The organism is Chryseobacterium sp. UNC8MFCol, assembly GCF_000482305.1.
Classification (GTDB): domain Bacteria; phylum Bacteroidota; class Bacteroidia; order Flavobacteriales; family Weeksellaceae; genus Chryseobacterium; species Chryseobacterium indologenes.
Genome location: NZ_KI535290.1, coordinates 1 through 25,701, shown reverse-complemented (window position 1 = coordinate 25,701; position 25,701 = coordinate 1). Strand labels below are relative to the sequence as shown.

Annotated in this window: 13 protein-coding genes; 11 read left to right on the top strand and 2 right to left on the bottom strand. The window is 39.9% G+C overall.

Features of this window, described 5'->3' with window-relative positions; all coding sequences use genetic code 11:
* Positions 1-8: 8 nt before the first annotated feature.
* Entirely contained in the window at positions 9-1,469 is a 1,461-nt protein-coding gene (locus tag M030_RS0114405; RefSeq protein ID WP_027374138.1) for a RagB/SusD family nutrient uptake outer membrane protein, read from the top strand.
* Positions 1,470-1,708: 239 nt separating this feature from the next.
* Here the strand turns inward: M030_RS0114405 and M030_RS0114400 are convergent, their stop codons facing one another.
* Positions 1,709-2,995 (bottom strand): retropepsin-like aspartic protease, encoded by a 1,287-nt coding sequence (locus M030_RS0114400; RefSeq protein WP_027374137.1) that lies wholly within the window; start codon positions 2,993-2,995, stop codon positions 1,709-1,711.
* 1,011 nt (positions 2,996-4,006) lie between these two features.
* Here M030_RS0114400 and M030_RS0114385 point away from each other — a divergent pair.
* The 10 genes from M030_RS0114385 to M030_RS24225 all read left to right on the top strand — a co-directional run bounded on the left by M030_RS0114385 (position 4,007) and on the right by M030_RS24225 (position 24,903).
* Entirely contained in the window at positions 4,007-11,041 is a 7,035-nt protein-coding gene (locus tag M030_RS0114385) for a type I polyketide synthase (RefSeq protein WP_027374136.1), read from the top strand.
* 18 nt (positions 11,042-11,059) lie between these two features.
* Positions 11,060-15,319, top strand: coding sequence for a type I polyketide synthase (locus tag M030_RS0114380; protein WP_027374135.1), 4,260 nt, complete (start codon positions 11,060-11,062; stop codon positions 15,317-15,319).
* Positions 15,307-15,606 carry an acyl carrier protein gene (locus tag M030_RS0114375; RefSeq protein WP_002977699.1) on the top strand — a complete coding sequence of 100 codons (300 nt, stop codon included), beginning with the start codon at positions 15,307-15,309 and terminating at the stop codon, positions 15,604-15,606. Before M030_RS0114380 ends, M030_RS0114375 begins: the two co-directional genes overlap by 13 nt.
* On the top strand, positions 15,597-16,379 hold the full coding sequence (locus tag M030_RS0114370) for an alpha/beta fold hydrolase (RefSeq protein ID WP_027374134.1): 783 nt from the start codon (positions 15,597-15,599) through the stop codon (positions 16,377-16,379). Before M030_RS0114375 ends, M030_RS0114370 begins: the two co-directional genes overlap by 10 nt.
* Positions 16,372-18,771: a glycosyltransferase gene (locus M030_RS0114365; protein ID WP_027374133.1), complete on the top strand. Its 2,400-nt coding sequence runs from the start codon at positions 16,372-16,374 to the stop codon at positions 18,769-18,771. The genes M030_RS0114370 and M030_RS0114365 overlap by 8 nt, the downstream gene beginning before the upstream one ends.
* An 8-nt stretch (positions 18,772-18,779) precedes the next feature.
* Positions 18,780-20,051, top strand: coding sequence for a condensation domain-containing protein (locus M030_RS0114360; RefSeq protein WP_034722701.1), 1,272 nt, complete (start codon positions 18,780-18,782; stop codon positions 20,049-20,051).
* On the top strand, positions 20,048-21,301 hold the full coding sequence (locus M030_RS0114355; RefSeq protein WP_027374131.1) for a condensation domain-containing protein: 1,254 nt from the start codon (positions 20,048-20,050) through the stop codon (positions 21,299-21,301). Before M030_RS0114360 ends, M030_RS0114355 begins: the two co-directional genes overlap by 4 nt.
* Entirely contained in the window at positions 21,298-21,846 is a 549-nt protein-coding gene (locus M030_RS0114350; protein ID WP_027374130.1) for a hypothetical protein, read from the top strand. The genes M030_RS0114355 and M030_RS0114350 overlap by 4 nt, the downstream gene beginning before the upstream one ends.
* A 130-nt stretch (positions 21,847-21,976) precedes the next feature.
* A complete protein-coding gene (locus tag M030_RS0114345; protein ID WP_027374129.1) occupies positions 21,977-23,545 on the top strand; it encodes a type I restriction-modification system subunit M in 1,569 nt (522 codons plus the stop codon).
* Between the two features lie 56 nt (positions 23,546-23,601).
* Positions 23,602-24,903, top strand: coding sequence for a restriction endonuclease subunit S (locus M030_RS24225; RefSeq protein ID WP_051585086.1), 1,302 nt, complete (start codon positions 23,602-23,604; stop codon positions 24,901-24,903).
* Between the two features lie 59 nt (positions 24,904-24,962).
* On the opposite strand, the gene M030_RS24220 is transcribed toward M030_RS24225, so the two are convergent.
* On the bottom strand, positions 24,963-25,701 hold a 739-nt coding region (locus M030_RS24220), incomplete at its 5' end, for a restriction endonuclease subunit S (protein WP_228375252.1).

Here is a 25,701-nt window from a genome sequence, read left to right as displayed (position 1 = left end):
AAGAATTTATGAAAACAATAAAATACTTTATCGCAACCATAGCTATTGGTCTTAGCACAAGCTGCGCCAATGATCTCAATACTTTACCTGACGGTGATATTTCCGGAGAACAGCTCAACACCGACAAATCGAGCCCTGAAAAAATTCTGGGCGGAATCTATCTCGACCTTCGAAGCAACGGAGCCGGGGGAACCACCTCACATTCCGACTTCGGAATCATGGCCATGAAGGCCGGAGCAGATCTGATGTCTAATGATGTGATACAATCTACCAACCAGCATTTGGGAATGTTTTATAATTATGAAGCTACCAACGCCAGTAATATAGCTTCAGAAATTGTATGGACCACTTTTTACGCAAGAATATTTGTCATCAATAAACTTCTCGACGAATTAAAAAATGATACCAGTACCAAAAACAGAGCAATTAAAGGCCAACTGCTTGCCCTGAGGGCCTACTCTTATTTCTACCTTGTCCGATTCTATGCTAACGATTATAAAGGACATGAATCAAATCCCGGATTACCCCTTGTACTCACAAGCAGCAATCCTAACCAGGGACTTCCAAGATCAACAGTAGCAGAAGTGTACGGACAGATAACGAAAGATATTGAAGAATCTATTCTACTTCTCGACAGTTTTGCCCGCCCTACCAGAGCTCAGATTGACCAGAGAACAGCCAAAGCAATTGCAGCTGAGGTATATCTGCAAACGGGAAATTACGTAAAAGCAGGTCAGTATGCAGCAGAAAGTAAAGACGGTGTCGCTTTAATGACTGAAAACGAATATACAACGACCGGATTTTCCAATATTAATAATCCTGAAGTTATCTGGGGATTCCATAATACGATATCCACGATGAGTATCGGAAATTACTATGCCTCGTTCTTCTCGATGTTCGACAATACCAATGAAGGATATGCCGGTGCAGCTCAAATCCGTAAGTTAATCGATAAACGTTTGTACGAAGCCATCCCGGAAACAGATTACCGTAAAAAAGTTTTTAATGGCAGCCAAAATGCTCAATATACCTTTAATGGAAAGACCAAAAACTATCCTCCTTATGTAAGCTGGAAGTTTAAAGATCCGAGCCTCTTTGAGGGAGATTATATTTACATCAGAGCGTCTTCTCTGTATTATATAGAAGCAGAAGCATTGGCCAGACAGGGAAGGGAAGCCGAAGCAAGACAGGTATTATTCAATATTGCGTCAAAAAGAGATACGGGATATATCCTTTCTTCCAAATCCGGAAATGACCTGATCAATGAGATTATCCTTCAGAAAAGAATAGAACTCTGGGGGGAAGGCTATGCATGGTTTGATATGAAGAGGCTCAATATCCCTCTGGAAAGGGTGTATACCGGTACAAATCATACTTTCGGCAGATTTAATCTAACGCCTGATAAATTTAAATTTCAAATCCCAAATAAAGAAATCAATAATAACCCTCAAATCAAACAGAATGACTAGATAAGCCTCCGCTGAAAAGCCTTTACAATTTTTTAATATATTCTATGTAAGACATCATTTTATTTTAAATGGTGTCTTTTTTTCATAACGGTAGAAACAGATTGATAAAGTTGTTTTGAGCCTGGGATACTCAAGTCATTATTCTCCTCAGTTTTTATTATCATGAATACCAAGTAAAAATTTCACACAGACTTTATGAGTAAAATTGATAGGTCTATAGGATCTCTTATTAAAGGATATTAATCAAACTTAATAAACATCTGATCAAAATTCAACGTCATCGTATGAAACTGTCGGATCACATCCTGTCCGATATTTCCGTAAACCGTTTCTTTATTAATCTTATTTTTTAGTACGCTAATGTTTTTAAGACTAATCGATTGATCAAGAATATGAAAAGTATGATTAATCTTAAACCCATCATACTCAATTTTACCTCCGGCACCTCCCATTGCTATCCTGGTAGCCTTATACCGGTTGTCAATTTCTTCTTTATACTCCCTATAAAACGGTTCATATAAAATCGTATGATCAGCTCCTGTATCCAACTTATAATGTTTGCCATCTACAAAAATAAGTGGAGTTAACCCATCAATGGCCATATTAGAAAGAGCAGGTATCTTAGTCTCTTTTTCAGGAACAATAAAAAAGTCATCCTGGGTTAATTGCATTTCCTTTAATGCTGCAATAACGGGAAATCCCAAAATCCCATTAATCTGATAATTGATTTGTGGAAAACTCAATGCATTGTCTGCAAATACCAAAAAAATGGCATTTTCAATGACTGTATTCCCTAGTACTATTTTTTTACAAACTGCAAGATCGGCTTTAACTGAAATACCGGTAATTGCATCCACATCAATATCTGCCGGGATCATCTTCATACCTAAACGTTTCGCTGCCGATGCAGAGACGGTAGAAATATTAGCTCCGGTATCAAAAATAAAATTCATGGTCTCCTCTCCCACTCTTACCTTTAGATTCTTTAAACCAGCTGCGTCCTTTTCCATTTTTAACCTGGTTTCACCGTTCAATGTCAATTTTTGTTGAGGTTCATTTTCAAGGGCTGTCCAGATTCTAAGATTATTTTTCAAATCTTTTATCTCGTCCCCGGTTAACAAATGACTGAATTGTTTAAGAACTGCAACCAATGCATTTTTTGCGCCTGCATAGTCATGTTGTTTCATACAGTTATCCTCCCGTATACGGCCTATGGCAAGCATCAGTGAATCCGAAAGCGGTGTTTTCGACTTTTCCAGCTGGCTGATTTTCTGATTAGACTTTTCTGGTTTGTTAAATGCATTATCAAGTATTGCTTCTGTAAAGTATTGATATTCTACACTTAATACCCTTTTATTGTCGGCAAAAAGATCCCGCGCTTTGAAAAAATTCTTTTTCTTAATTTCTTTATAAATATTTTCAAATTTCTCATGAGGCATCTGGCTGAAACAGTAAGTAGATAATACTACCGCAGTAGAGACCAGCAATTTCTTGATCACTTTCATACTGTAAAAGATTTTATACATAAAAATTTTCTGTTTTAATAGACATTATTTCAGAGGAAAAATATTATCAGTTTTTGTATTACTATTCCAAATTTTGGATAACAGGACTGCTAAATTATTACATACGACAATACAATGATATAAATTACAGTAAACATTTACGTAATAGTCAAATAAATAATTCCACTTTTATTCTTATCAAAAAAAAGATAAATACTGGTTCAGATTTCAAAATATCTCTAATAATGAAAAAAAATCTTATCAGATCGGCGATATCTGTTTTTTTAACATTTCAGAACCATATGATGTTATCTATCAAAAGAATATAAATTTCAACCATAAACTAAAAATGTGAAATACTTTACTTAACTCACTTTTTTCAAAAATAAAACAACCCTTTTTATCAAATCCATAATGTTAATTTTTCCCAATTTTTTGTCTTAAATTCCATATTATTTTTTTGTAATATTAAGAAAAACAAATCTCCTAATATTGAAATATTATATATTTTATCACTACCTTTGCTTAATATCATGCTAATTATAATCATTTTTTTTACAATTATAAAGACCATAAAAGCCTGTTTAATAAGGATAAATAAATAATTAACATGCTTTAATATGATTTAAATAATTTTATTTTAAATATTGAAAATTAGTTGAAAAATTACACTTATAATCAATAACAAAGTATAAATTTTACAAATAATAACAAATAAAAACAGATTATAAATATGCATATTGTGTTTTATTTATAAAATTACATGATCATTCCAATACCGATTTACTATGAAAAATATGATTATTGTGAGGCTAAAGCCTTTTGAAAAGCCAGGCATAACCCTTGAATCCATTAACACATTGGAAGGGAAAACATTATTAGAGATTAATCAATCAAATAGGATTTTTTTTGACAATGTCATAAAAGTACATTTTTAATCTTTTCACATAAAAAAACTATGCTCTTATGCCGATGAATCTGAGCAGCTTATTATAATTTTTTTTGCTATCACTTCAATTAATTATTGACGCCATGAGAAACTTGACTATTATCGGATTAACCCCTTTTGAAAAACCGGACGTTAACCTAATTCTAAAATTACATCAGGCAGGTGCTTTTCCCGTACTAAGCTTAGGAAAAGACACAGCAACTGCCCAGCAAGCACTGAATCAACTCAACCACATAGATATCCCTTCATATGGTATCCACTTCACAACCAAACAACAGAATACTCTTCAGATCCCGGGCAAAGTAAGCCTTGCCATTGTTCCGTATGGAAGTTCAGTAAATTTTTCTCCTGAAATTTCTGTGATCTATCAGGTAACCAACCTGGAAGAGGCCCTTCTGGCTCAACAATACGGAGCGAAAGGAATCATCATCAAAGGGAATGAAGCCGCCGGGCTGGTGGGTTACGAATCTACATTCATCCTTTTCCAGCGTATTATCCAGGAGGTACAGGATATACCGGTATGGGTACAGGGAGGAATAGGACTTCATACCGCTGCTGCCGTGAAGTCACTCGGCGCTGCAGGTGTTATTTTAGATAGTCAGCTAGCCTTATTCCCGGAATGCTCTGTTCCTCAGGATGTCAAAGAAGTATGCTCAAAATTAAATGGTACGGAAACTAAAATCATAGCCAATCACAGGGTATTGGTAAGACCCAACTCACCGGCAATTTCCGATCATATCACCTCAGAAGAACTTACCGCATACTTCAAAGATCTGGATATCAGCAGCAGTTACATCCCAATGGGACAAGACATTTCTCTTGCGACAGATCTTTATGAAGATTTCAAAACATTGAAAAAACTTGTTTTTGCATTGAAAGAAGCCATGTATGGCCACTTGAAACAAGCAAAAGCCCTTCATGTTATCGATAAAAACAACATTATCGCCCAGGAACTCGGACTTCGCTACCCTATCGCTCAGGGACCGATGACCCGCGTAAGCGATGTGCCGGCATTTGCCAATGCCGTAGCAGAAGCCGGAGCTTTACCTTTTGTGGCTTTATCTTTATTAAAAGGTGAATCGGCAAAATCTCTGGTGATGGAAACCAAGAAGCTTGCAGGTGAAAAAACCTGGGGTGTAGGTATTTTAGGATTTGCCCCACAGGAATTAAGAGAAGAACAGACTTCCTATATATTAGAAGCCAAACCTCCTGTTGTCCTGATTGCCGGCGGAAGACCAGCACAGGCAAAAGTGTTTGAAAAAGCAGGAATAAAATCATTCCTTCACGTTCCATCTCCTGCTCTACTGGATATTTTCCTGAAAGAAGGAGCTAAAAATTTCATCTTTGAAGGACGTGAATGCGGCGGCCACGTAGGTCCGCTGTCAAGCACCGTTCTTTGGGAAAAACAAATTGAGCGTATCTTAAAAGAAGATCACCCTGAGACTATCAGTATATTCTTTGCAGGAGGAATCCATGATGCTTTTTCAACCGCATTTGTTTCGATCATGACTGCTCCTTTAGCTGCCAGAGGTGTGAAAATCGGAGTATTGATGGGTACAGCTTACCTTTATACTCATGAAGCTGTAGAAACCGGAGCTATCCAGCAGGAATTCCAGCTACAGGCAATGCAGGCAAAAGACACCGTATTACTGGAAACAGCACCGGGACACGAAACCCGTTGCCTGAATACAGCCTTTGCCGATCATTTTAACACAGAAAAGGCAAAATTACTGGCTGCCGGAACGGACAAGAAAGTCGTTTGGGAACAACTTGAAAAACTCAACGTAGGACGTCTTCGTATCGCAGCCAAAGGAATAGAACGCCAAGGTGATACATTGGTTAATATCCCCAAAGAAGAACAACTTGATCTGGGCATGTATATGATCGGACAGGTGGCAACCATGCATAATAAAGTTATTTCTCTTGAACAACTTCACCAGACCGTGGTTGACAATTATGAATTCGTTCAGAGTGCCGCCCTTCCTGAAGAACCAACTTCCACAGAAAAACCATTGGACATCGCTATTGTTGGGATGGAATGTATTTTCCCCGGAGCCAAAAATCTTGAAGAATACTGGAGAAATATCATTTTAGGAAAAGACAGTGTGACGGAAGTTCCGGACGAAAGATGGAATAAAGACCTTTATTACCACCCGGAATCAGACGGACCGGACGTCTCGCACTCCAAATGGGGCGGATTTATTCCAAAAATCGATTTCGATCCACTGACATTCGGTATCCCACCACAATCTCTTGCCGCTATTGAGCCGACACAGTTATTAACCTTACTGGTTGCCAAAAGAGCGATGGAAGATGCCGGATACGGTGAAAAACATATTAACAGAGACAATATTTCCGTGATCATTGGAGCCGAAGGAGGTAATGACCTTGCCAACAGCTACAGCTTCAGGGGATATTATAAGCAGGTTTTCGGAGAACTCCATCCAGAAGTACAGGAAGCTTTCCCTCATACCACCGAGGATTCTTTCCCGGGTATTTTAGCCAATGTAATCGCAGGTAGGATTACGAACCGTCTGGACCTTGGCGGACGAAACTTTACCGTAGATGCAGCCTGTGCATCATCGCTTGCAGCCATCGACCTTGCATGTCAGGAACTGGTATTAGGAAAATCCGATATGGTTCTTGCCGGAGGAGCAGACTTACACAACGGAATCAACGATTATCTGATGTTCTCCAGTACTCATGCTCTTTCCAGAAAAGGAAGATGTGCTACCTTCGACAGTGAAGCAGACGGAATTGCTCTTGGAGAAGGAATTGCTATCCTTGTATTAAAAAGATACGAAGACGCAGTACGTGACGGCGACCGTATTTACTCTGTTATCAAAGGAGTTGGAGGATCAAGTGACGGAAAAGCACTTGGATTGACTGCACCCAGAAAAATTGGCCAGGTAAGAGCTTTAGAGCGTGCTTACAGCCAGGCTGGTATCAGTCCTGCAGCAGTAGGACTGGTGGAAGCTCACGGTACAGGAACCGTAGTGGGAGACAAAACTGAATTAAGTGCATTGACGAACCTGTTCAGCCGTTCAGGAGCCCTGCCGGGACAAACCCATTTAGGTTCCGTAAAAACACAGATCGGCCATACAAAATGTGCTGCAGGACTAGCAGGATTAATCAAGGCTTCTCTTGCAGTCTATCATGGAGTAAAACCTCCTACCCTTCACCTTCAGCAGCCTAATGCTTATTATAATGCCCAGACCAGTCCATTTGCTTTCTATGCAGAAAGTGGTTTATGGACGGAAGAAAACAGATATGCCGGAATAAGTGCGTTCGGATTTGGAGGAACAAATTTCCATACCGTTATTGCGAATCATCCTAAACAGGACAATTCTATTGCTATGCAATCCTGGCCTTCAGAGCTTTTTGTATTCCGTGGAGATACTTACGAAGAAGCCAAAGGACAGTCGAGCCGGATCAAAGCCTTATTGGAAATCAATGATGGGATCGCTTTAAAAGATATCGCTTATAGCTTAAGCATCAATTCAGAAAAGCCAATTCAGTTCAGTATTGTTGCAGACACCGCTGAAGATCTGATGATGAAGCTTGAGCTGGTATTGTTAGGTATTGAAACCAAGGATACTTTCACCGTTAATAAAAAAGAAGGTAAAGTAGCTTTCTTATTCCCAGGACAAGGCAGCCAGAGGATCAATATGGCTCGTGATTTATTCGTAGTATTCCCTGCGATGCGCAGCCTTATCGATCAATATCCTGAGCTTGAAAAAGTAGTATTTCCATCCACTACATTTGATGAAGCGGCTTTAAAACAACAAAAAGAAACCATTAAAGATACGCGCTTGGCACAGCCTCTTTTAGGAATTGTTGATCTGGCATTGGCCAAATTCCTGGAATCTCTGGAGATTGTTCCGGATATGCTGGCAGGCCACAGCTATGGAGAATTACCGGCTTTATGTTTTGCAGGAGTATTTGACGAAGAAAAACTGGTGGACTTAAGTATCCAGAGAGCCCATTCTATTCTGAACTCTGTACAAGGCGGAGATCCGGGATCCATGGTAGCCGCAAGTGCAACTTACGAACGCTTACAACCTATCCTTGCAAAAGCAGAAGGATGTTATCCGGTAAACTTTAATGCTCCTACACAATGTGTGATTGCAGGAAGTACGGAGGCTATCAATAAACTCTTGGAAGTTCTTAAACAGGAAGGTATTTCAGCTAAAAAACTGGAAGTCGCCTGTGCATTCCACAGCCCGTTACTGGCAAAATCCAAAGGTTTATATGCCGACGTATTGAAAGATGTTTCTTTTGGTGAAATGCAGATTCCGGTATGGTCGAATACAACCGCAACAGTATATCCGTCTCAACCGTCTGAAATAAAAGAAAGACTGACCGATCACCTTGTACAGCCCGTAAGATACGTAGAGCAACTTCAGGCTATGTATAATGACGGAGCAAGAATATTCATCGAAGTAGGTCCTGGAAAAATCTTAACAGGGTTGACAAAATCTTGCATAGAAAAAGATCATCTGAGTCTTTATGTGGAAGATAACAGCCGTAATAAATTTACGCACCTTCTTTGCATGCTAGCCCAATATCTGGGTACAGGTCGTAATTTCAATATCAATAAACTTTTTGAGGGCCGAAATGTTCAGGTGATCGATATCGCACAGCCTGAATTGTATAAGAAAAGCCCGGCGATATGGCGCGTTAACGGACAAACTGCACATCCGACTACAGGCACACTGCCTTCCAATGGTGCATTACCTATTTTAAATCCAATCCAAATGAACAGTTTTACCAACCAACAAGCTCCGGCAGCGGAAGGCCAGTCAACGGCTGAACGTATGCTCCAGGAATATTTAAATAGTATGAAATTGATGATACAGGCGCAACGTGATGTGATGCTTTCCTTCATGGGACAGAATCCACATGTACAATCTGCTCCTGTATACACTACACCGGTAGCTGCTCCTGTACAACAGCAAATGGCAGCCATCCCGACTCAACAACCTGCCTATCAGCAAGCTCCGTCAGCCGTAGCTCCAGTACAACAGGCTCCGGTAAGAGATATCAAATCCCTGTTACTGCAGGTAGTAAGTGATAAAACAGGATATCCTCAGGAAATGCTGGGTATGGAAATGGACCTTGAAGCCGATTTAAGTATCGACTCCATTAAAAGAGTAGAAATCATAGGAACCCTTCGCAGTGAACTGGGAACATTAGCCAACGGTAATGCCAATGAAGATACCGTAATGGAACAATTAGCAGGAATCAAAACCCTTAGCGGACTTGTTTCATGGCTTACTGAATTTACCGGAACGCCTGCTTCAGCAACCCCTGAAATAAACGGATCCATAACTGAATCTGCTATTTCAAAACCACAGGCACAAACAGGATTCTCCCTTGAAGATCTTCAAAATGCCATCTTAAATATTGTAAGTGAGAAAACAGGATATCCTAAAGAGATGTTAGGCTTGGATCTTGATTTGGAGGCAGACTTAAGTATCGACTCGATCAAGCGTATGGAAATCATCGCTGATCTTAAAAATAAAATCGGATTCGGAGAAAACCTTGAACAGGCTGATGATATTATGGAAAAACTGGCTGCCATCAAAACCCTTCGCGGATTGGCTGGCTGGATCAGTGAGATGAATGGTGAAAACAACGAAATCACCGGTGAAGCAAAGGAAGCTAATGCTCCTGAGGGAGCAAATAACGTACTGTCAAGACTCCGTTTTGATATTACGCCTACTGATGCTTCCTTATTACAAAATACTGAAGTTCTTCAAGGAAAACGCTTTGCTATCACTCAGGATAACAGCAAACAAACCTCAGCGATCAAACGCGAACTGGAAAAACACGGGGCTATTGTGGACCTTGTAGATGCTGAAAAAGACCTTTCCGATTTTGACGGATTGATTATGCTCGATATCTTCTCCTCTTCTGATAAACCAAGCATCATTGATCATGTTGATTTGATTAAAAAGCTTGATTTTGATAGAGCAAAATGGGTTTACCTTATTTCTGATGTTCCTGCTCATCTTCAGGAGATCAATGATGCCCGCGCATTACGCCATCACCAGGGATATCCGGGACTTTTCAAAAGTCTGGCAAGAGAATTTGATCAGACGACTTGCAGACTGATCAGCCTGAGCACCCCTCAGGAAATGGATCAGATTGCTGAAATTACCTTAAAAGAAATACTCACCAATGACAAACCTGCTGAGGTTATTTATAAAAACGAAAAAAGACATAAAGTAGACATCATCCCGTCGCCATTGTCCACAAGCCTTGAAGAAGCTCACATTCAATTAGATTCTAAATCTGTTGTGCTGGTACTTGGAGGTGGACAAGGAATAACAGCGGAGCTGGTAAAACATATGTCTGAGGCATATCCTTGTACTTATATTCTGGTAGGAAGATCAGCAGACCCGAGAGAAGAAGCTGAAAACCTGAAAGAATTTGAAGGTCTGAAGTCCAAAGAGGAAATAAGGGCTTATCTTATCAGATCCGGACAATTCACTTCTCCTGCTCAGATTGAAAAAGAGACGGTAAGGGTCTTCAAAAACAACCAGATCTTACGTACCATCCTTGATATGGAAGAATTGGGAAATACCATTATTTACCAATCATTAGATCTGTGTGACGAAGAAGGATTGAGTACTTTGATCAGCAATATTTATGAAAAATACGATCGTCTTGATGGGGTAATCCACGGGGCTGGTCTTTTGGAAGATAAATTATTCAAACAAAAAACAACAAGCTCTTTCGGCCGTGTATTTGACACCAAAGTGAAACCCCTTCGTGTATTGGCTGAACAGCTTCGCTCAGACTGCCAGTTTGTTGTATTGTTCTCAAGCATTGCTTCCGTATATGGTAACAAAGGTCAGACAGATTATGCTGCGGCCAACAGTGTACTGGATGATTATGCTAATGCTTTAAACAAAAGGTTAAAAGGAAAAGTACTTTCTATTAACTGGGGCCCATGGAAAGGCGCAGGAATGGTTTCATCCACTCTTGAGACAGAATACGAACGCAGAGGAATTTCTATGATTCCATTGGATGAAGGAAAAGAAATCTTCCTTAACGAGATCAAGTACGGCACTGAAAGCCAGGTACTGATCATGTCAGGAAATAATTGGTAAACACTGCATAAACTAAGTATGAAGAAAACAGATGTTGCTGTCATTGGTCTTTCTTGTGTCTTTCCCGGGGCACAGGATGCCAACACTTTTTGGCAGAATATTGTCGATAAAGTAGATTCTACCCAAGTGGCTCCGGCCGATCGGATAGATCCGGTTCACTTCAGTGATGCTACCCATCCTGTTGACCGTTTTTACTGTCAACGGGGAGGCTTTATCCCTGACTATGAATTTGATCCCACTGCCTTTGGTATTTTACCGCTGGCTGTTGAAGGAACCGAGCCTGATCATTTACTGACCCTTGATTTGGTGCAGAAAGCACTGGAAGATGCAGGCGTTTTTCAAAAGAAAACTTCCCTTGAAAAAACAGGGATCATTATAGGTAAAGGAAACTATACCGGACCCGGAGCTACCCGCGCGATAGAAATCGTAAGAACCGGAGAACAAATTTCTTCGCTGCTGCAGGAACTTTTACCCCAGGTATCTACTGCTGACATCGAAAAAGTAAAACATGCTTTCCAGGAGCGCAAAGGACGTTTTGCAGCCGATACTGCAATGGGATTAATTCCTAATCTTGTAGCATCACTTGTTGCCAACCGTTTTGACCTTGGAGGAGCAGCTTTTACTGTAGATGCAGCCTGTGCCAGCGCCCTTATTGCTGTAGACCATGCAGTACAGGAGCTTCAGCGTGGCCGTGCAGATATCATGATCGCAGGAGGAGTTCATACAGGACAAAATGCCGCTTTCTGGAGTATTTTTGCCCAGCTGGGAGCGATGTCACGCCAGCAGCAGATCAAGCCGTTCAGTAGGGATGCTGACGGATTACTGATTGGAGAAGGTTGCGGATTCGTCGTTTTAAAACGGCTGGAAGACGCCATTCGTGATCAGGATAAAATCTATGCTGTTATCAAAGGTGTAGGTGTAAGCAGCGATGGTAACGGAACCAGTGTCATGAGCCCATCCGTAAAAGGTCAGTTGAAAGCCCTTGAACAAGCCTGGACTAATGCTGATCTTGATAAAAACAAGGTGGGTTACCTTGAAGCTCATGGTACCGGAACTCCGCTTGGAGATAAAACAGAGCTCCAGACCCTGGCACAATTCTTCGGAAAAGAAGATTCGGCTCAGACAGCCGGTATCGGATCGGTAAAGTCCAATATCGGACATGCTATGCCCGCTGCCGGAATTGCAGGATTAATCAAAACCTGTCTGGCATTACACCATGACACTTTACCACCTACCTTATATTGTGAGAATCCCATTGCAGATATGCAGAAAACCCGTTTTGCTCCCATACAGGAACCCCAAAACTGGTCAAAAACAGGACTTCCGAAAGTAGCAGCAGTGAATGCCTTCGGTTTCGGAGGAATCAATGCTCACGTAGTGCTGGAAGGTTACGATATGCCGAAAAAAGACAGCGTATTATTACTGGCAAGACCCACTCATGCAGAACTTCTTTCTGCTTTACAAAATAACGAAACAAGCGTTGGAAAAGGAGATTTCAGAGTAGCGATATTTGATCCGACACCGGCAAGAATTGAAAAAGCACTTAAAATTGTTTCCAAAAATATTACCTGGAGAAACAAACAGGATATCTGGTACACTTCTGCCCCGCTATTAAAAGACGGCGGCAAAGTAGCCTTTGTATTTCCAGGCTTAGACGGCCTTGCGAAAGGTGAGGTTGAAACCGTTAGCCGGTATTTCGGATTATCAGCACCTATCGAGACAGAAGGTGAAGGTCTTTTAACCGATGCTTTAAACATTTTCAACAACTGCAGTATCCTTGACAATTCCTTAAAAAAACTGGGAATCATTCCGGATATGAATGCAGGACACAGTTTAGGAGAATGGCTTGCAGGATATTCCTCAGAACTGGCAGAAGCCAACTCTGTAAAAGCGCTGATTGACGTTCTGCATCCTGAAACTTTTGAATTAAAAGATTCCAAATTCATTGCTATAGGAGCAGGAATTGATGTAGTACAACCTTTTATTGCAGAGATTTCAGACTTATACGTATCCAATGATAACTGCCCGAATCAGGTCATCCTTTGCGGAAGCAATGCTGCACTGGATGAATTGGTACCTTTACTAAAATCAAAACAGATTTTCCATCAGGTATTGCCGTTCCAGTCCGGATTTCATTCTCCTTTTATCGCTGATAAACTGGAGGTCATCCTTGCCGGAATGGAAAAAGCGCAGTTCCAGCAAACAAAAATCCCTTTATGGTCCGCGACGACCCTGGAGCCTTATCCTGCGGATCAGGCTGCCATCAGACAACTGAGTGCAGAACACCTTGTTCAGCCGGTTCGCTTCCGTGAACTGACCGAAAGATTGTATGAGGAAGGCGCAAGATGCTTTATTCAGGTCGGTACCGGAGGATTGATAGGTTTTATTGATGATACTTTAAAAGGAAAAGCATTCAGCACGATTGCGTCCAGCGTTCCTACACGATCTGCACTGGCTCAGCTGCAGCGTGTAGTCGCATCCCTATTCGTTGAGGGCAAAGTGATAGCTCTTGACTTTTTAGATATTCAGAATCACACCAAAAAATCGTCAGGAAAAGGAATTAAACTGGAATTGGGATCCCCGATTATCCGTAATTTTAAAGAAGCCCAGGCTTTAGTTCCCGCCTTTGAAACACCAAAACAATACACCGCATCAGCCTCTATCGCTACCAAAACGGGACATCCTCTTGTGCAGGCATTCCAGGATAACGTAGCTGATATGATCCGTATGCAGGAAGAGGTTTTAACCCTTTTCCAAAACCAACCAAATATTAAAATTCAACGTCCTGCTCCTGTGCAGCCGGTAGCTCCCGTAGCACCGCAAGCACCGAGAAGTACTACTTTTTCAAAAGATCTGTACGTAACGCTGGAAAGTCATCCGTACCTTATCGATCACAGTTTATTGAGACAGCCTAAAGGATGGGCTCATGTAGCCGACATGGAACCGGTAATTCCGATGACCATGATCTTTGAACAGCTGGCAGAAATTGCCGAAGCAGAAATCCCGGGAACACAGGTTCATAAAATCATGAACGTAAGTGTCTTCCAGTGGATGAACGTCGCCAAACCTTTTGAAAAAACCGTAAAAGGAGAATGGCGTTCCCAAAACCATGCGTATCTGGATATTGAAAATTTTGCCAATGCCGAAGTATTGCTGAAATCTTCTCCCGTTCCGGTTCCTGCATTCAATTTCTCTATCGGTGATCTTTTACCTATTCAGAGAACACCTGAAGAAATCTATGACATGCATATGTTCCACGGAGACCGGTATCAGGGGATCACTGAAGTTTCTGCCGTTGGTTCCAAAGGGATTATCGGAAAAATCAAAGGAAACGGCGGTAAAGGTTCGTTACTGGACAATGCAGGACAATTATTCGGGCTTTGGTTACAGCTTACGTTGGTCAAAGACCGTATTGCATTCCCTGTAAAAATTAGAGATATAGAATTCTTTGGAGATATGCATGATCAGGAAGGTATTTTTGAATGTACCTGTATGCTGACCGAGCTCAATGATGAGTTCGCCATTGCCAACATCCTTCTGACAAGAGACGGAAAGCCATGGTGTTCTATTACAGGCTGGCAAAACAGAAGATTGGAAATTGACGCTGCCTTATGGAATGTTTCCATGTCACCGTTGCACAATCGCCTTTCTGAAGAGATTGCTCCTGAAGTATTCTACTTCCATCAGGCGTATACAAGAGTGGCTTCATGGGATTTTATCCTGAAAAGGTATTTCAACCAGACGGAAAAACAGCATCACCAGCAATTATTACCGAATAAGAAGAAAAACTGGATGGTAAGCCGTGTAGCGGTAAAAGATGCTGTAAGACACCTTCTTCGTCAGGAAAAAAATCATGCCTGCTTCCCGATTACATTTGAGATTCGCTCCAATGAAGTGGGGAAACCTTACCTCATCAGTGATTTTACGGAAAACATCCATATTTCACTGGCTCACAAAGGAAAGGATGCCGTGGGTATCGCACGGTACGGAAAACCTGTAGGAATCGACATGGAAACCATTGAAGAACGCAGCTCCGGATTCTACGACATGGTATTTACCGACCATGAATTAACATTATTAAAAGACATAGATCAGGCCGAGTGGACTACGCGGTTCTGGGTGGCCAAGGAAGCCTACGGAAAGTTCCTGGGAACAGGACTGAAAGGAAATCCAAAAGCCTTCGAAGTCGAGCTTATAAAAGATGATCACCTGTGGATCAACAACATTGAAATCAAAACTATTAAACATCAAAATTATATTATCGGATGGACACTGTAAACGCAACATTAAAAATGAACCACGAAGAACTTTTTACATTATTAAAAGGTTTTATTACTGAAGTGATAGGTGCTGAATTTGTAGAAGAAATGGATATTACTCCTGAAAGTTCATTCACCAAGGATCTGGAAATGGACAGTATTGAGATTGTATCTTTCTCTGAAAAGATCAAAGCACATTTTGGAGATCAGATCGATTTTACAGGCTGGTTGTCTTCTATGGATCTTGACCAGCTGATCAATCTTGACCTTAGTATGATCATCAATTACATCTACGAATGCCAATAATCACTGTCAATAATAAACAGGTTCATATACAGGAACTCAACAAAACAGCTGAACAGACCGTGGTTTTAATCCACGGGATGTTCAGCAATCTGTCTATTTATTATTTTAATATTGCCCCAATTCTGGCGCAGCATTTCCATGTAGTCATGTACGACCTGAAAAGCCACGGAATGAGTGAGCGTTTCCTTGACGGATATGACCTTGATACCATGTCATCCGACCTGATTTGTTTAATGGATACGCTGCAACTGAAAAAGGTACATCTTGCCGGCTATAGCTTCGGTGGCCTTATCGCTTTAAAAACAGCGTTACAATACCCTGAACGCATCAATAAACTGGTGGTAACGGAAGCTCCCGACCCTCAGGATGAAAAGGCCCGCAATATCATTGATGAATACAGCAAAGAGTTTCTGGAGCATTATGTAGCCAATTTTACGGATACCACTAAAGTTCAGATGGGGAAAAGACAAATGGAAAAGAACCATCGTATGTATGAGTTTCTGTTTAATCAAACCAGCATTAAAGCAGATATGATCAGGGAAAAAGATTTCCTGAATGAAGCTGATTTTAACGAATTGAAAGCTTCCACCTTATTGCTTTACGGTGCAGACTCCAATTGCAGGCCTACAGGAGAATGGCTGCAGACTCAGATCGGGAATTCAGTTCTGGAACTGATCCCGGGTGATCATAACATTCCTATCCAGGAACCCCAGATGATCGCAGAGACCATCACTGATTTTTTATCTAAAATTTTAACACAAAAACATGGCTAAATTCGCATTTATAGTTCCACCCCTTACAGGACATGTCAATCCTACCTTGAGCATTGGTGCTACCCTATTGGAAAGAGGCCACGAAGTAGCGTGGATCAGCCTTGACCCTACCCTGGAGGCCAAACTTCCGGAAGGTGGAAAGCTTCTTCTTATTCAATACGATCAGACTGATGAAGAAAAGAAAGAGAGCGAACAATACCTGGATATTATATCAAAAAAAGTAGTCTACGGCATCGATAGCGTTAAATTCCTGTACGAAGAGGTATTGATCCCTCTAAACAGACACTGCTATAACGGGATCATTGCTTTGTTAAAGATTTACCAACCCGATCTGATTATCGGGGACCATCAGCTGTTTGCAGCTCCCGTTGCTGCCAAAGCACTGGGAATTCCCTACGCGACTTCCGTCACCGCTCCGGCTGCCATTAAAATTATGAATGAGCTTCCGAAAGTACACGAGTGGGAGGTCAATCAGATTATCGACTTGCAGAAAGAACTTGGCTTTCATGAAGAACGTTCTTTGGCAACCTCCGACTTACTAACTCTGGTTTTAACATCCACTTATTTCTTTGGTGAAATGGATGACCTGCCTTCTCAGTATCAATTTACAGGACCTGTTCTTACGGAACGCCGTATCTCTTGTGAATTTGACTGGAACAGGCTCAACAGTGCCTCCAACAAAAAGATTCTCGTAAGCATCGGAACCACTTTCGATCACGATCATAAGAAAGCATTTTTCCAGAAAGTGATTGATGCCTTTAAAGATGAAGATTTAACGGTTGTTGTGGTTTCAGATCCACAGCTTTTTGAGCAGTGGCCGGACAACTTTATGGTGTATCAGCAGGTTCCTCAACTGGATCTGTTACCTCATCTCGACGGAGTGGTCTGCCACGGTGGCCATAACACAGTTTCAGAAACCTTATCCAACGGTATTCCATTGGTGGTGATTCCGATTGCCTATGACCAGTCGCATGTTGCAGGACGTGTCGTTCGTACCGAAGCAGGGGAACGTCTTAATTTTAATAGATTTAAAGCGAATCACCTGAGAGAGGCCGTTCAACAGATTTTACACAACCCAAATTATCGTGAAGCGGCCCGGAAAGTCGGACAATCTTTTGTTGAAGCCGGCGGTTCAGCCACTGCAGCTGATTTACTTGAACAAGCATTAACACCTACCACAGAAATGAAAAAAGCAAAATTTTTATTTGTTATCCCCCCGTTTTCCGGACATATCAGCCCTACATTAAGTGTTGGGGTAAGCCTTATTGCCCGTGGCCACGAAGTAAAATGGTTCGGGATCACTCCATTATCAGACGAACACATTCCGGAAGGAGGATCTTACTATTACCCTCATGAAGATCTTATCCCCTACCAGGACGAAATACAACGCATTCTAAAAAGACAAGATGACGGACCTGCCTGTTCAGGTCCCGAAGTGATGAAACTAGCCCTTGAAGAAACTTATGTTCCCTTTGCCAAAATGATGATGCCGGGATTGAGCCGGTTAACAGAAAGCTGGAAGCCCGATGTTATCGTCAATGACTGCATCACCTTCGGGGGCGCTTTATTTGCTCATAAACACAACATCCCTTGTGTAACGACGACTCCGGTACCACCGGATGTCATGGGAGATACGGAAAAAAGTGCTCCCAAGATCTGGGAATGGCAGCAAAACCTGATCAAAAACCTGCAAAAAGAAGTAGGAATTGAGGATGACGGTATTTTCATTCATTCCCATAAGCTGAATATGGTATTTACTTCTCAGGCATTCGCCGGATTTGAGACTGTTCCTTCCCATATGAAATTTGTAGGTCCGGTAAAAGGACGTCCGAATCATGCTCCGTTTGAATGGGAGCGTTTGCACGCTGCTACCACTCCGAAGATCTTTGTATCGTTAGGAACATTACTGGTAGATATCCGAAAAGCATTCTTCGAGAAGGTAATTGCCGCTTTTGCAGACCAGCCGGTGACTGTGGTAGCCGCTACTCCGCCTGATATTTTTGAGGAATGGCCGGAAAACTTTATTGTCAACAGCTTTGTTCCTCAGTCTGAATTAATGCCTCATATGGATATGGTCATCTGTCATGGCGGCTTCAATACCGTTAACGATACGTTCCGCAACGGGCTGCCGATGCTGATTACCCCTATCGCTTATGACCACTTCCATATTGCCAAATTAATTGAGCAGGCAGGTTGTGGAATCAGCATCCGTTACAAACGTCTTCGTGTAGAAGCGCTTCGTGAAACTGTTTTTGAATTATTGGAAAACCCTCAGTACAGAGCAGCTGCCAAAGAGGTTCAGAACACATTCCACACGGCGGGTGGTAATGATAAAGCGGTAGAATTATTAGAAAATTTTGTACAACAAGAATCCACATTAGTTTCGGTATAAGTTTATATATGAAAAGACGACTGTTATTTGGCGAACGCATGCTTTTGGGAGATGGCACAGAACCTTTTAATGCAGTGATCCCCTTCAGGCTGAGAGGTACCTTCAATTTGGAAGATATCAAGAGGGCTTTGGCCCGTATCCAACAGAAACACCCATGGCTCAGGGCACTTATTGCTCATGATGAAAAAAACGTTCCCTGGTTTGATGTACCCGAATCCTCCATATCCATCCCTGTAAGAATCCTTGCCCGTCAACATGAAAATCAGTGGCAGGATGAGTCAAAAAGGGAATGGTGCACTCCATTTAACTATGAAAAACTTCCTTTGATCCGTTTTGTATGGATCAAGGGGGAAGACGTTTCCGATATGCTGTTTGCGTTCCACCATTGTTTATGCGATGGTGGTTCTGCTATGGCTTTCCTGTATGAATTCCTGCAGGTATTAGACAATCCTTCTGCTGATATCGGCATTGAAAAACCTATTCTGGGTATTCAGGATGTGGTTCCGGCCAACATTCTCAACAGCAGGAGACAAAAACTGAAAGCCCGGTTTATCGGCCGCCTTGCCGCCACGGTGATCAAATACATTCCTGTGGGTAAAAAAGCCGTTGACAGGCAAAACGATTACCTGATGCACTGGAAATTCGATGAAAGGGAAAGCCAGGAGGTGATTGCTTACTGCAAATCCAATCAGATTACGGTTAATACCTTTTTATCCGTGGCGATCCTTCAGGCATTTAAAAAAGTAAAAGGTACCGCTGCTTTTAATAAAGTTTCGTGTCCTGTAGATATCCGCCGATTTGCCACCCAGATTAAGAATGATCATATTTTCGCTTTCGGGCTGATGATCGTTGTTTCTGCGAATGATAAAATCGGTTTCCTGGAAAATGTTCGTTCCATGCAGGAATCGGTAGAGCGTAAAACCTCCAGACTTGATCCTTACACCACCATGATGGTGATGGAATCGGGACATGATGCCCTGAACAGCTTTACGAGACTGCTAAAGAACGGAAAATCATCCAACGACTGTATGTTTTCCAATCTGGGGCGTATCCAGATACCGCATCAGTACAAAGAATTTACGGTGGATACCATCTTCAGTCCTTCTGTGATTGGTCCGCTGGGGAATACGACTACGCTTGTTGTTTCCACCTATCGTGGCGAGATGGATTTTTCCTTTGTCGGAAGTGAAGGTTACTTACCTCACGCTGAAGCATTGGCAATCCGCGATGAGATTATAAAAACGGTTCATCAGCAAATCGAAAATCTAGTGGTATCATGATGAAAAGAAGATTAATGATGGTGGAAAGAATCATGTATGTAGATTCTAAAACGCCTTTAAATGTTATATTTACAGCCCGCATTTCGGGACAGCTTCCGGAGGAAAATTTCAGGCTGGCATTAGATAAAATCCAGCAGAAACATGCCTTACTAAGGGTATCTATTGATGAGAAAACCGGGCAATATCCTTTTTTTATCGAACAACAGGACATCAGTTCCATCCCGGTCCGTATCACACAACGGGAAACGGAAAGTGACTGGCTGTATGAATCGGAAACGGAATGGTTCCGTTTGTTTGATGATGATAAAAAGCCTTTGGCCCGACTGGTATGGGTTAAAGGGAAAGAAACTTCTGAAATCCTTTGGGTGATGCCGCACTGTATTTCGGACGGAACAACGAGTGTGACCCTGATGCGGGAACTTCTCCAGCTGCTGGATAATCCTGATGCTGAACTGCTTCCCTATGAACCGTTTGAATCGGCAGATGATTTTCTGCCTTCGGATTTTAATGCGGGTACCAGAAAATTCAAAGCCCGATTTTACCTGTTATTTGCCCGTTTTTTCTTTATGCTGCAATCGAAAAGCAAAAAAAGAAACCTCGGGAAAAACTACGCCCTTCACCGCAAGCTGGATCCTCAAACTACCGCGCAGATTACCGAAAAATGTAAGGCCAACGGAATTTCCGTCCATGCCTTGCTGTGTGCTGCCTTTATGCAGGCATTCCGTGATGTACAGGGTGAAAAAGCGAAAGGAAAAGTGATCAGCCCGGTAGATGTGCGCCACTTTATCCCTGAGATCAAGCAGGATCATCTGTTTGCGTTTGCGCCGACTGTGGAATTGTCTATTAAGAAAGGAAATCACAGTGTGATGGACAACGCCAAAGAAATTAAGAAAGATCTTTTTGAAAAGATCAATAAAATGGAAGCCCGTGAGCTTCTATGGATGGGTGAACAGATGCACCCGATCGTAGAACGCATGATTTCCCTGTTGAAATCAAGTAACGGCGGACATGATGTGACTTTATCCAATATGGGGAAAATCGATATCCGAGGCGACTATCAGCATTTTAAACTCGAGACAATTATCAGTCCCACAGTTGCATTCCCATGGCTGAACTCCAACACTCTTGTGACCAGCACTTACAACCGACAAATGGATTTCACCTTTATGTCCAATGAACACTTCCTTCCGAAAGAGGAAGCTATGAAAATAAAAGATAAAGCCCTTGAGCTCTTGACCACCTCTGTATGAAACTGAAATTTAAGCCGAAGCCGCCCAAAAAACTCAAGAAAACCACCCTCAGACGCTTTTTATTAAAGCGGATGATCTACTATGTCCTTCCGAATGTATTCTTTAACTTTATTATTGCATATGCCAGTTTTAAAGAATTGGGCTACACCCATTTTTTCTCCGGCGAACAGAATCTAGCCCGCCTTACCCTACCCATGGCCCTGTTTCTCCCCGTTGTCCTCACCATAGACATCATCAAAAGGGTAACCGATGCCGCCGGACAAGGCGCCATTGAATTTACCGTAGATGAACAGTTGAATATTAAAAAGTTAATGACCAAATTGAGTATTCTGCATGGCGTGATTACCTGTTCTTTGGTCTTAGCGATGCTTTTTTTAGGGCAGTATAATTTTTCTAAGGATTATAAGCTGGATGCTACAGCGATGGCTGTAGTGGTGGGAACGTTGGCTGGAATTTTGTCTGTGGTGTTTGTGTATTTGCCGGTTTGGAGGTTGAGGAGGTGGATGTGTAGGAGGAGTCAAGTTGTCATAGTAGAAGAATATTAAAACTTTACAACCATTCATTTATATTACAATACCTTACAATTAAGACATCAACATTATACAAAATTTTCGGTTCTACTCTTTCTTTTTAATCTAAAATAAAATATCTTTAAAGTTTTTAATTAAGGATAAAATGTCAGAAGAACAGAAACGACAGTTGCAGCAGCAACTTTGGAATATAGCTAATACTTTACGTGGTAAAATGGATGCTGATGAATTCAGAGATTACATTTTAGGATTTATCTTTTACAAGTATCTTTCTGAAAAAATTCATTTTACAGCAAGCAAAATTTTATTAGATTCTGGAGAAGATATTGATTATAATGATGTTGATGAAAATTCTGAATCTGGAAAGGAAATTGTTGAAGCTATTTATGAAGAAGTTGTTGAAGATCTAGGTTATTTTCTAAAACCTTCTGAACTTTTTAGTAATATTGCTAAAAAAGGACATCAAAAGCAGGAAGGAAAATCTAATTTCATCTTAGCTGAGCTTTCCAAAATCCTTAATAATATTGAGCAATCTACTCTTGGAACTAGTAGTGAAGATGACTTTGAAGGATTGTTTGATGATTTAGATCTTACCTCAGCAAAATTAGGGAGAACAGAAGACGAAAAGAACACATTGATTTCAAAAGTCTTATATCACCTTGATGATATTGATTTCAATTTATCTGATACTAACGCTGATGTTTTGGGAGATGCCTATGAATATTTAATAGCACAATTTGCCAGCGGTGCTGGAAAAAAGGCTGGTGAGTTCTATACCCCGCAGCAAGTTTCTACTATTTTGGCAAGAATAGTTACCAGTAGAAAATCACAATTAAAATCTGTTTACGATCCTACCTGTGGTAGTGGATCCTTACTTTTACGTGTTGCTCGTGAAGCAAAAGTAAGTGACTTTTATGGTCAGGAAATGAACCGTACTACCTACAACCTTGCAAGAATGAATATGATTCTTCATGGTGTTAATTACAGTAATTTTGATATCCGCCAAGAAGATACACTGGAAAAGCCTCAACATCTTGATAAAACGTTTGATGCTATTGTTGCCAACCCACCTTTCTCAGCTAAATGGAGTGCGAATGAGCTTCATCTTTTAGATGAAAGATTTTCACAATACGGAAAACTAGCCCCATCTTCAAAAGCAGACTTTGCTTTTATACAACATATGATTCATCATTTGGATGAGAATGGAATTATGGCAGTTGTTATGCCTCATGGAGTTCTATTCCGAGGAGCAGCAGAATTAGTTATCCGAAAATACCTTATCAAAGAAAAAAATTATTTAGATGCTGTTATTGGTCTACCTGCCAATATTTTCTTTGGTACAAGTATTCCAACTTGTATTTTAATTTTTAAGAAATGCCGTGAAGCCGATGAAGATATTCTGTTTGTGGATGCCAGTAAAGAGTTTGAAAAACAGAAAAATCAAAATGTGCTTCTCAATGAACATATTGACAAAATTGTTGATACCTATCAAAATCGTACAGTAATTGAAAAATTCAGTCATAAAGCTACCTTACAAGAAGTTGCTGATAATGATTACAACTTGAATATTCCAAGGTATGTCGATACTTTTGAAGAGGAAGAGGAAATTGATATTCAAGCAGTAATGGCTGAAATCAAGGAACTTGAAGCAAAGCGTTCTCAACTTGATTCTGAAATTGAAGTTTATTTGAAAGAATTGGGATTAGTAAGCTAATTTTTTGGCTTAGTAAAATCCTCAAGGCTTAGAATTTTAACAAATAAATAATCAAGATGACAGAAGAAAATAAAAGTGTAAAGAATTTTCCTAATTTGAGAAATGTACCGAAATTAAGGTTTTCTCAATTCACCGATCCATGGGAAAATGAGAAACTTGGAGAGCTAATGACCTTCAAAGTAACTAATTCTTATTCAAGAGATAATCTTAATTATGAATCAGGAACCGTAAAAAATATTCACTATGGAGATATTCATACTAAATTTCAAACTCTATTTGATTTAGAAAAAGAAAATGTACCTTATATAAATGAAGATATTCCTCTAAGTAGAATTTCAGAAGATTTTTATTGTCAAGAAGGAGATATTATTTTTGCAGATGCATCTGAAGATTTAAACGATGTTGGGAAAAGTATTGAAGTTACAAATCTTAATGGTGAAAAATTACTTTCAGGCTTACACACCCTTTTAGCAAGACCGCAAAAAAATATTTTTTTTAAAGGCTTTCTTGGATATTTATTAAAATCTGATAGTGTAAGAAATCAAATAAAAAGAGAAGCCCAAGGTTCTAAGGTGTTAAGCATTAATGCGGGTAGAATTTCTAATATTTATTTATCATTTCCTTCATTTTCAGAGCAACACAAGATTTCCGAATGTCTATCTCTTATGGACAAGCGCATACAAACCCAAAAGAAAATAATTGAAAAATTAGAATCCTTAATGCAAGGATGGCGTGAAAGAATATTTTCTCAAAAAGTTAGATTCAAGAATGAAGGAAATAACTTTTCTAGTTGGGAGATAAAAAAATTAAAAGATATATCAATAAGAATAACAACAAAAAACATAGAAAGTAATAAAAATGTTTTAACAATTTCAGCACAATACGGTTTAATTAGCCAATTAGATTTTTTCAGTAAATCCGTGTCAGCTAAAAACATAGATAATTATTATTTATTAGAAAAAAATGATTTTGCTTATAATAAGAGTTATTCAAATGGCTATCCGATGGGAGCAATTAAACAGCTTATAAATTATAAAAAGGGTGTCGTTTCAACATTATATATTTGCTTTAGATTCCACGACTATATAAACTCTGAGTATATGAAACATTATTTTGACTCAGGATATCACAATGTAGAAATAGAAAAGATAGCCCAAGAAGGAGCAAGAAATCATGGACTTTTAAATATAAGTATAACTGATTTTTTTGATATCAAAATAAGTTTACCAAGTAGAGAAGAACAAACTAAAATAGCTAATTTTCTTTCTTCTATTCAAGAAAAATTAGAAACAGAAAAACAAATTTTAGAAAAATTAGAACTTCAGAAGAAGTTTCTTTTGGCTAATTTGTTTGTTTGAAAACAGAGCCTTGTCAAGATTTTAAATATTGACAAGGCTCTCCAGAAAATAAAGCTCTATTAAACAAAAAGATTTTGCAATAAATATTTTTTCTGATTTTCGTATTGAGTTAGTAACTTATTTTCTAGATTTATCTTTGCATCAAATTTTGATAAAAACTCAGCTATTTTCGTTTGTTCTTGAATACAAGGGAAATATAATGCTAGTTTATTTAGTTTGTTAAAGTACATATAAGTTCTTGATCCACCTTGCTTTTGTAGGAGAGCATAATTTTTGAATTCTTGTCCTTCATTTAAATACTCTTTTAGAAAATAATCATTTACTCCTTTAGTTGTAAATACTGGATAAAGGGTACTAACAATACCTTTATCACAAAGATTATTTATATTAAACTTAAACACAATATCATCACTCATATGTCTGTATGTAAAATATCCTCTAGGAACAATATTATAACCTGTGTTATCCTTACTAGCAACTTCATTATCATCAAAATAATCTTTCTGAAAATATATCCCAGTTCTTGCAGAAGTTAAAATTGGATATTGATTACTATAAGTAGATCTTTCTTCATATTTGATTAATATGTTTTCCAATTTTGTTAATTTCCAAATTGGAAATTCTTCTTGATTGCATGTTTTAAATTTTATCTTTTGGTTAAAAATTTTTTTGGTTATTTCTTTTTTTAATAATTTCAAATCTCCAATTATTTTCTTTTGGGTTTGGATACGAGAATTTAAAAGAGATAAAAAGCCTGATAGCTTTTCTTGTTCTTCTAATTGTGGAAGTTTTAAATTC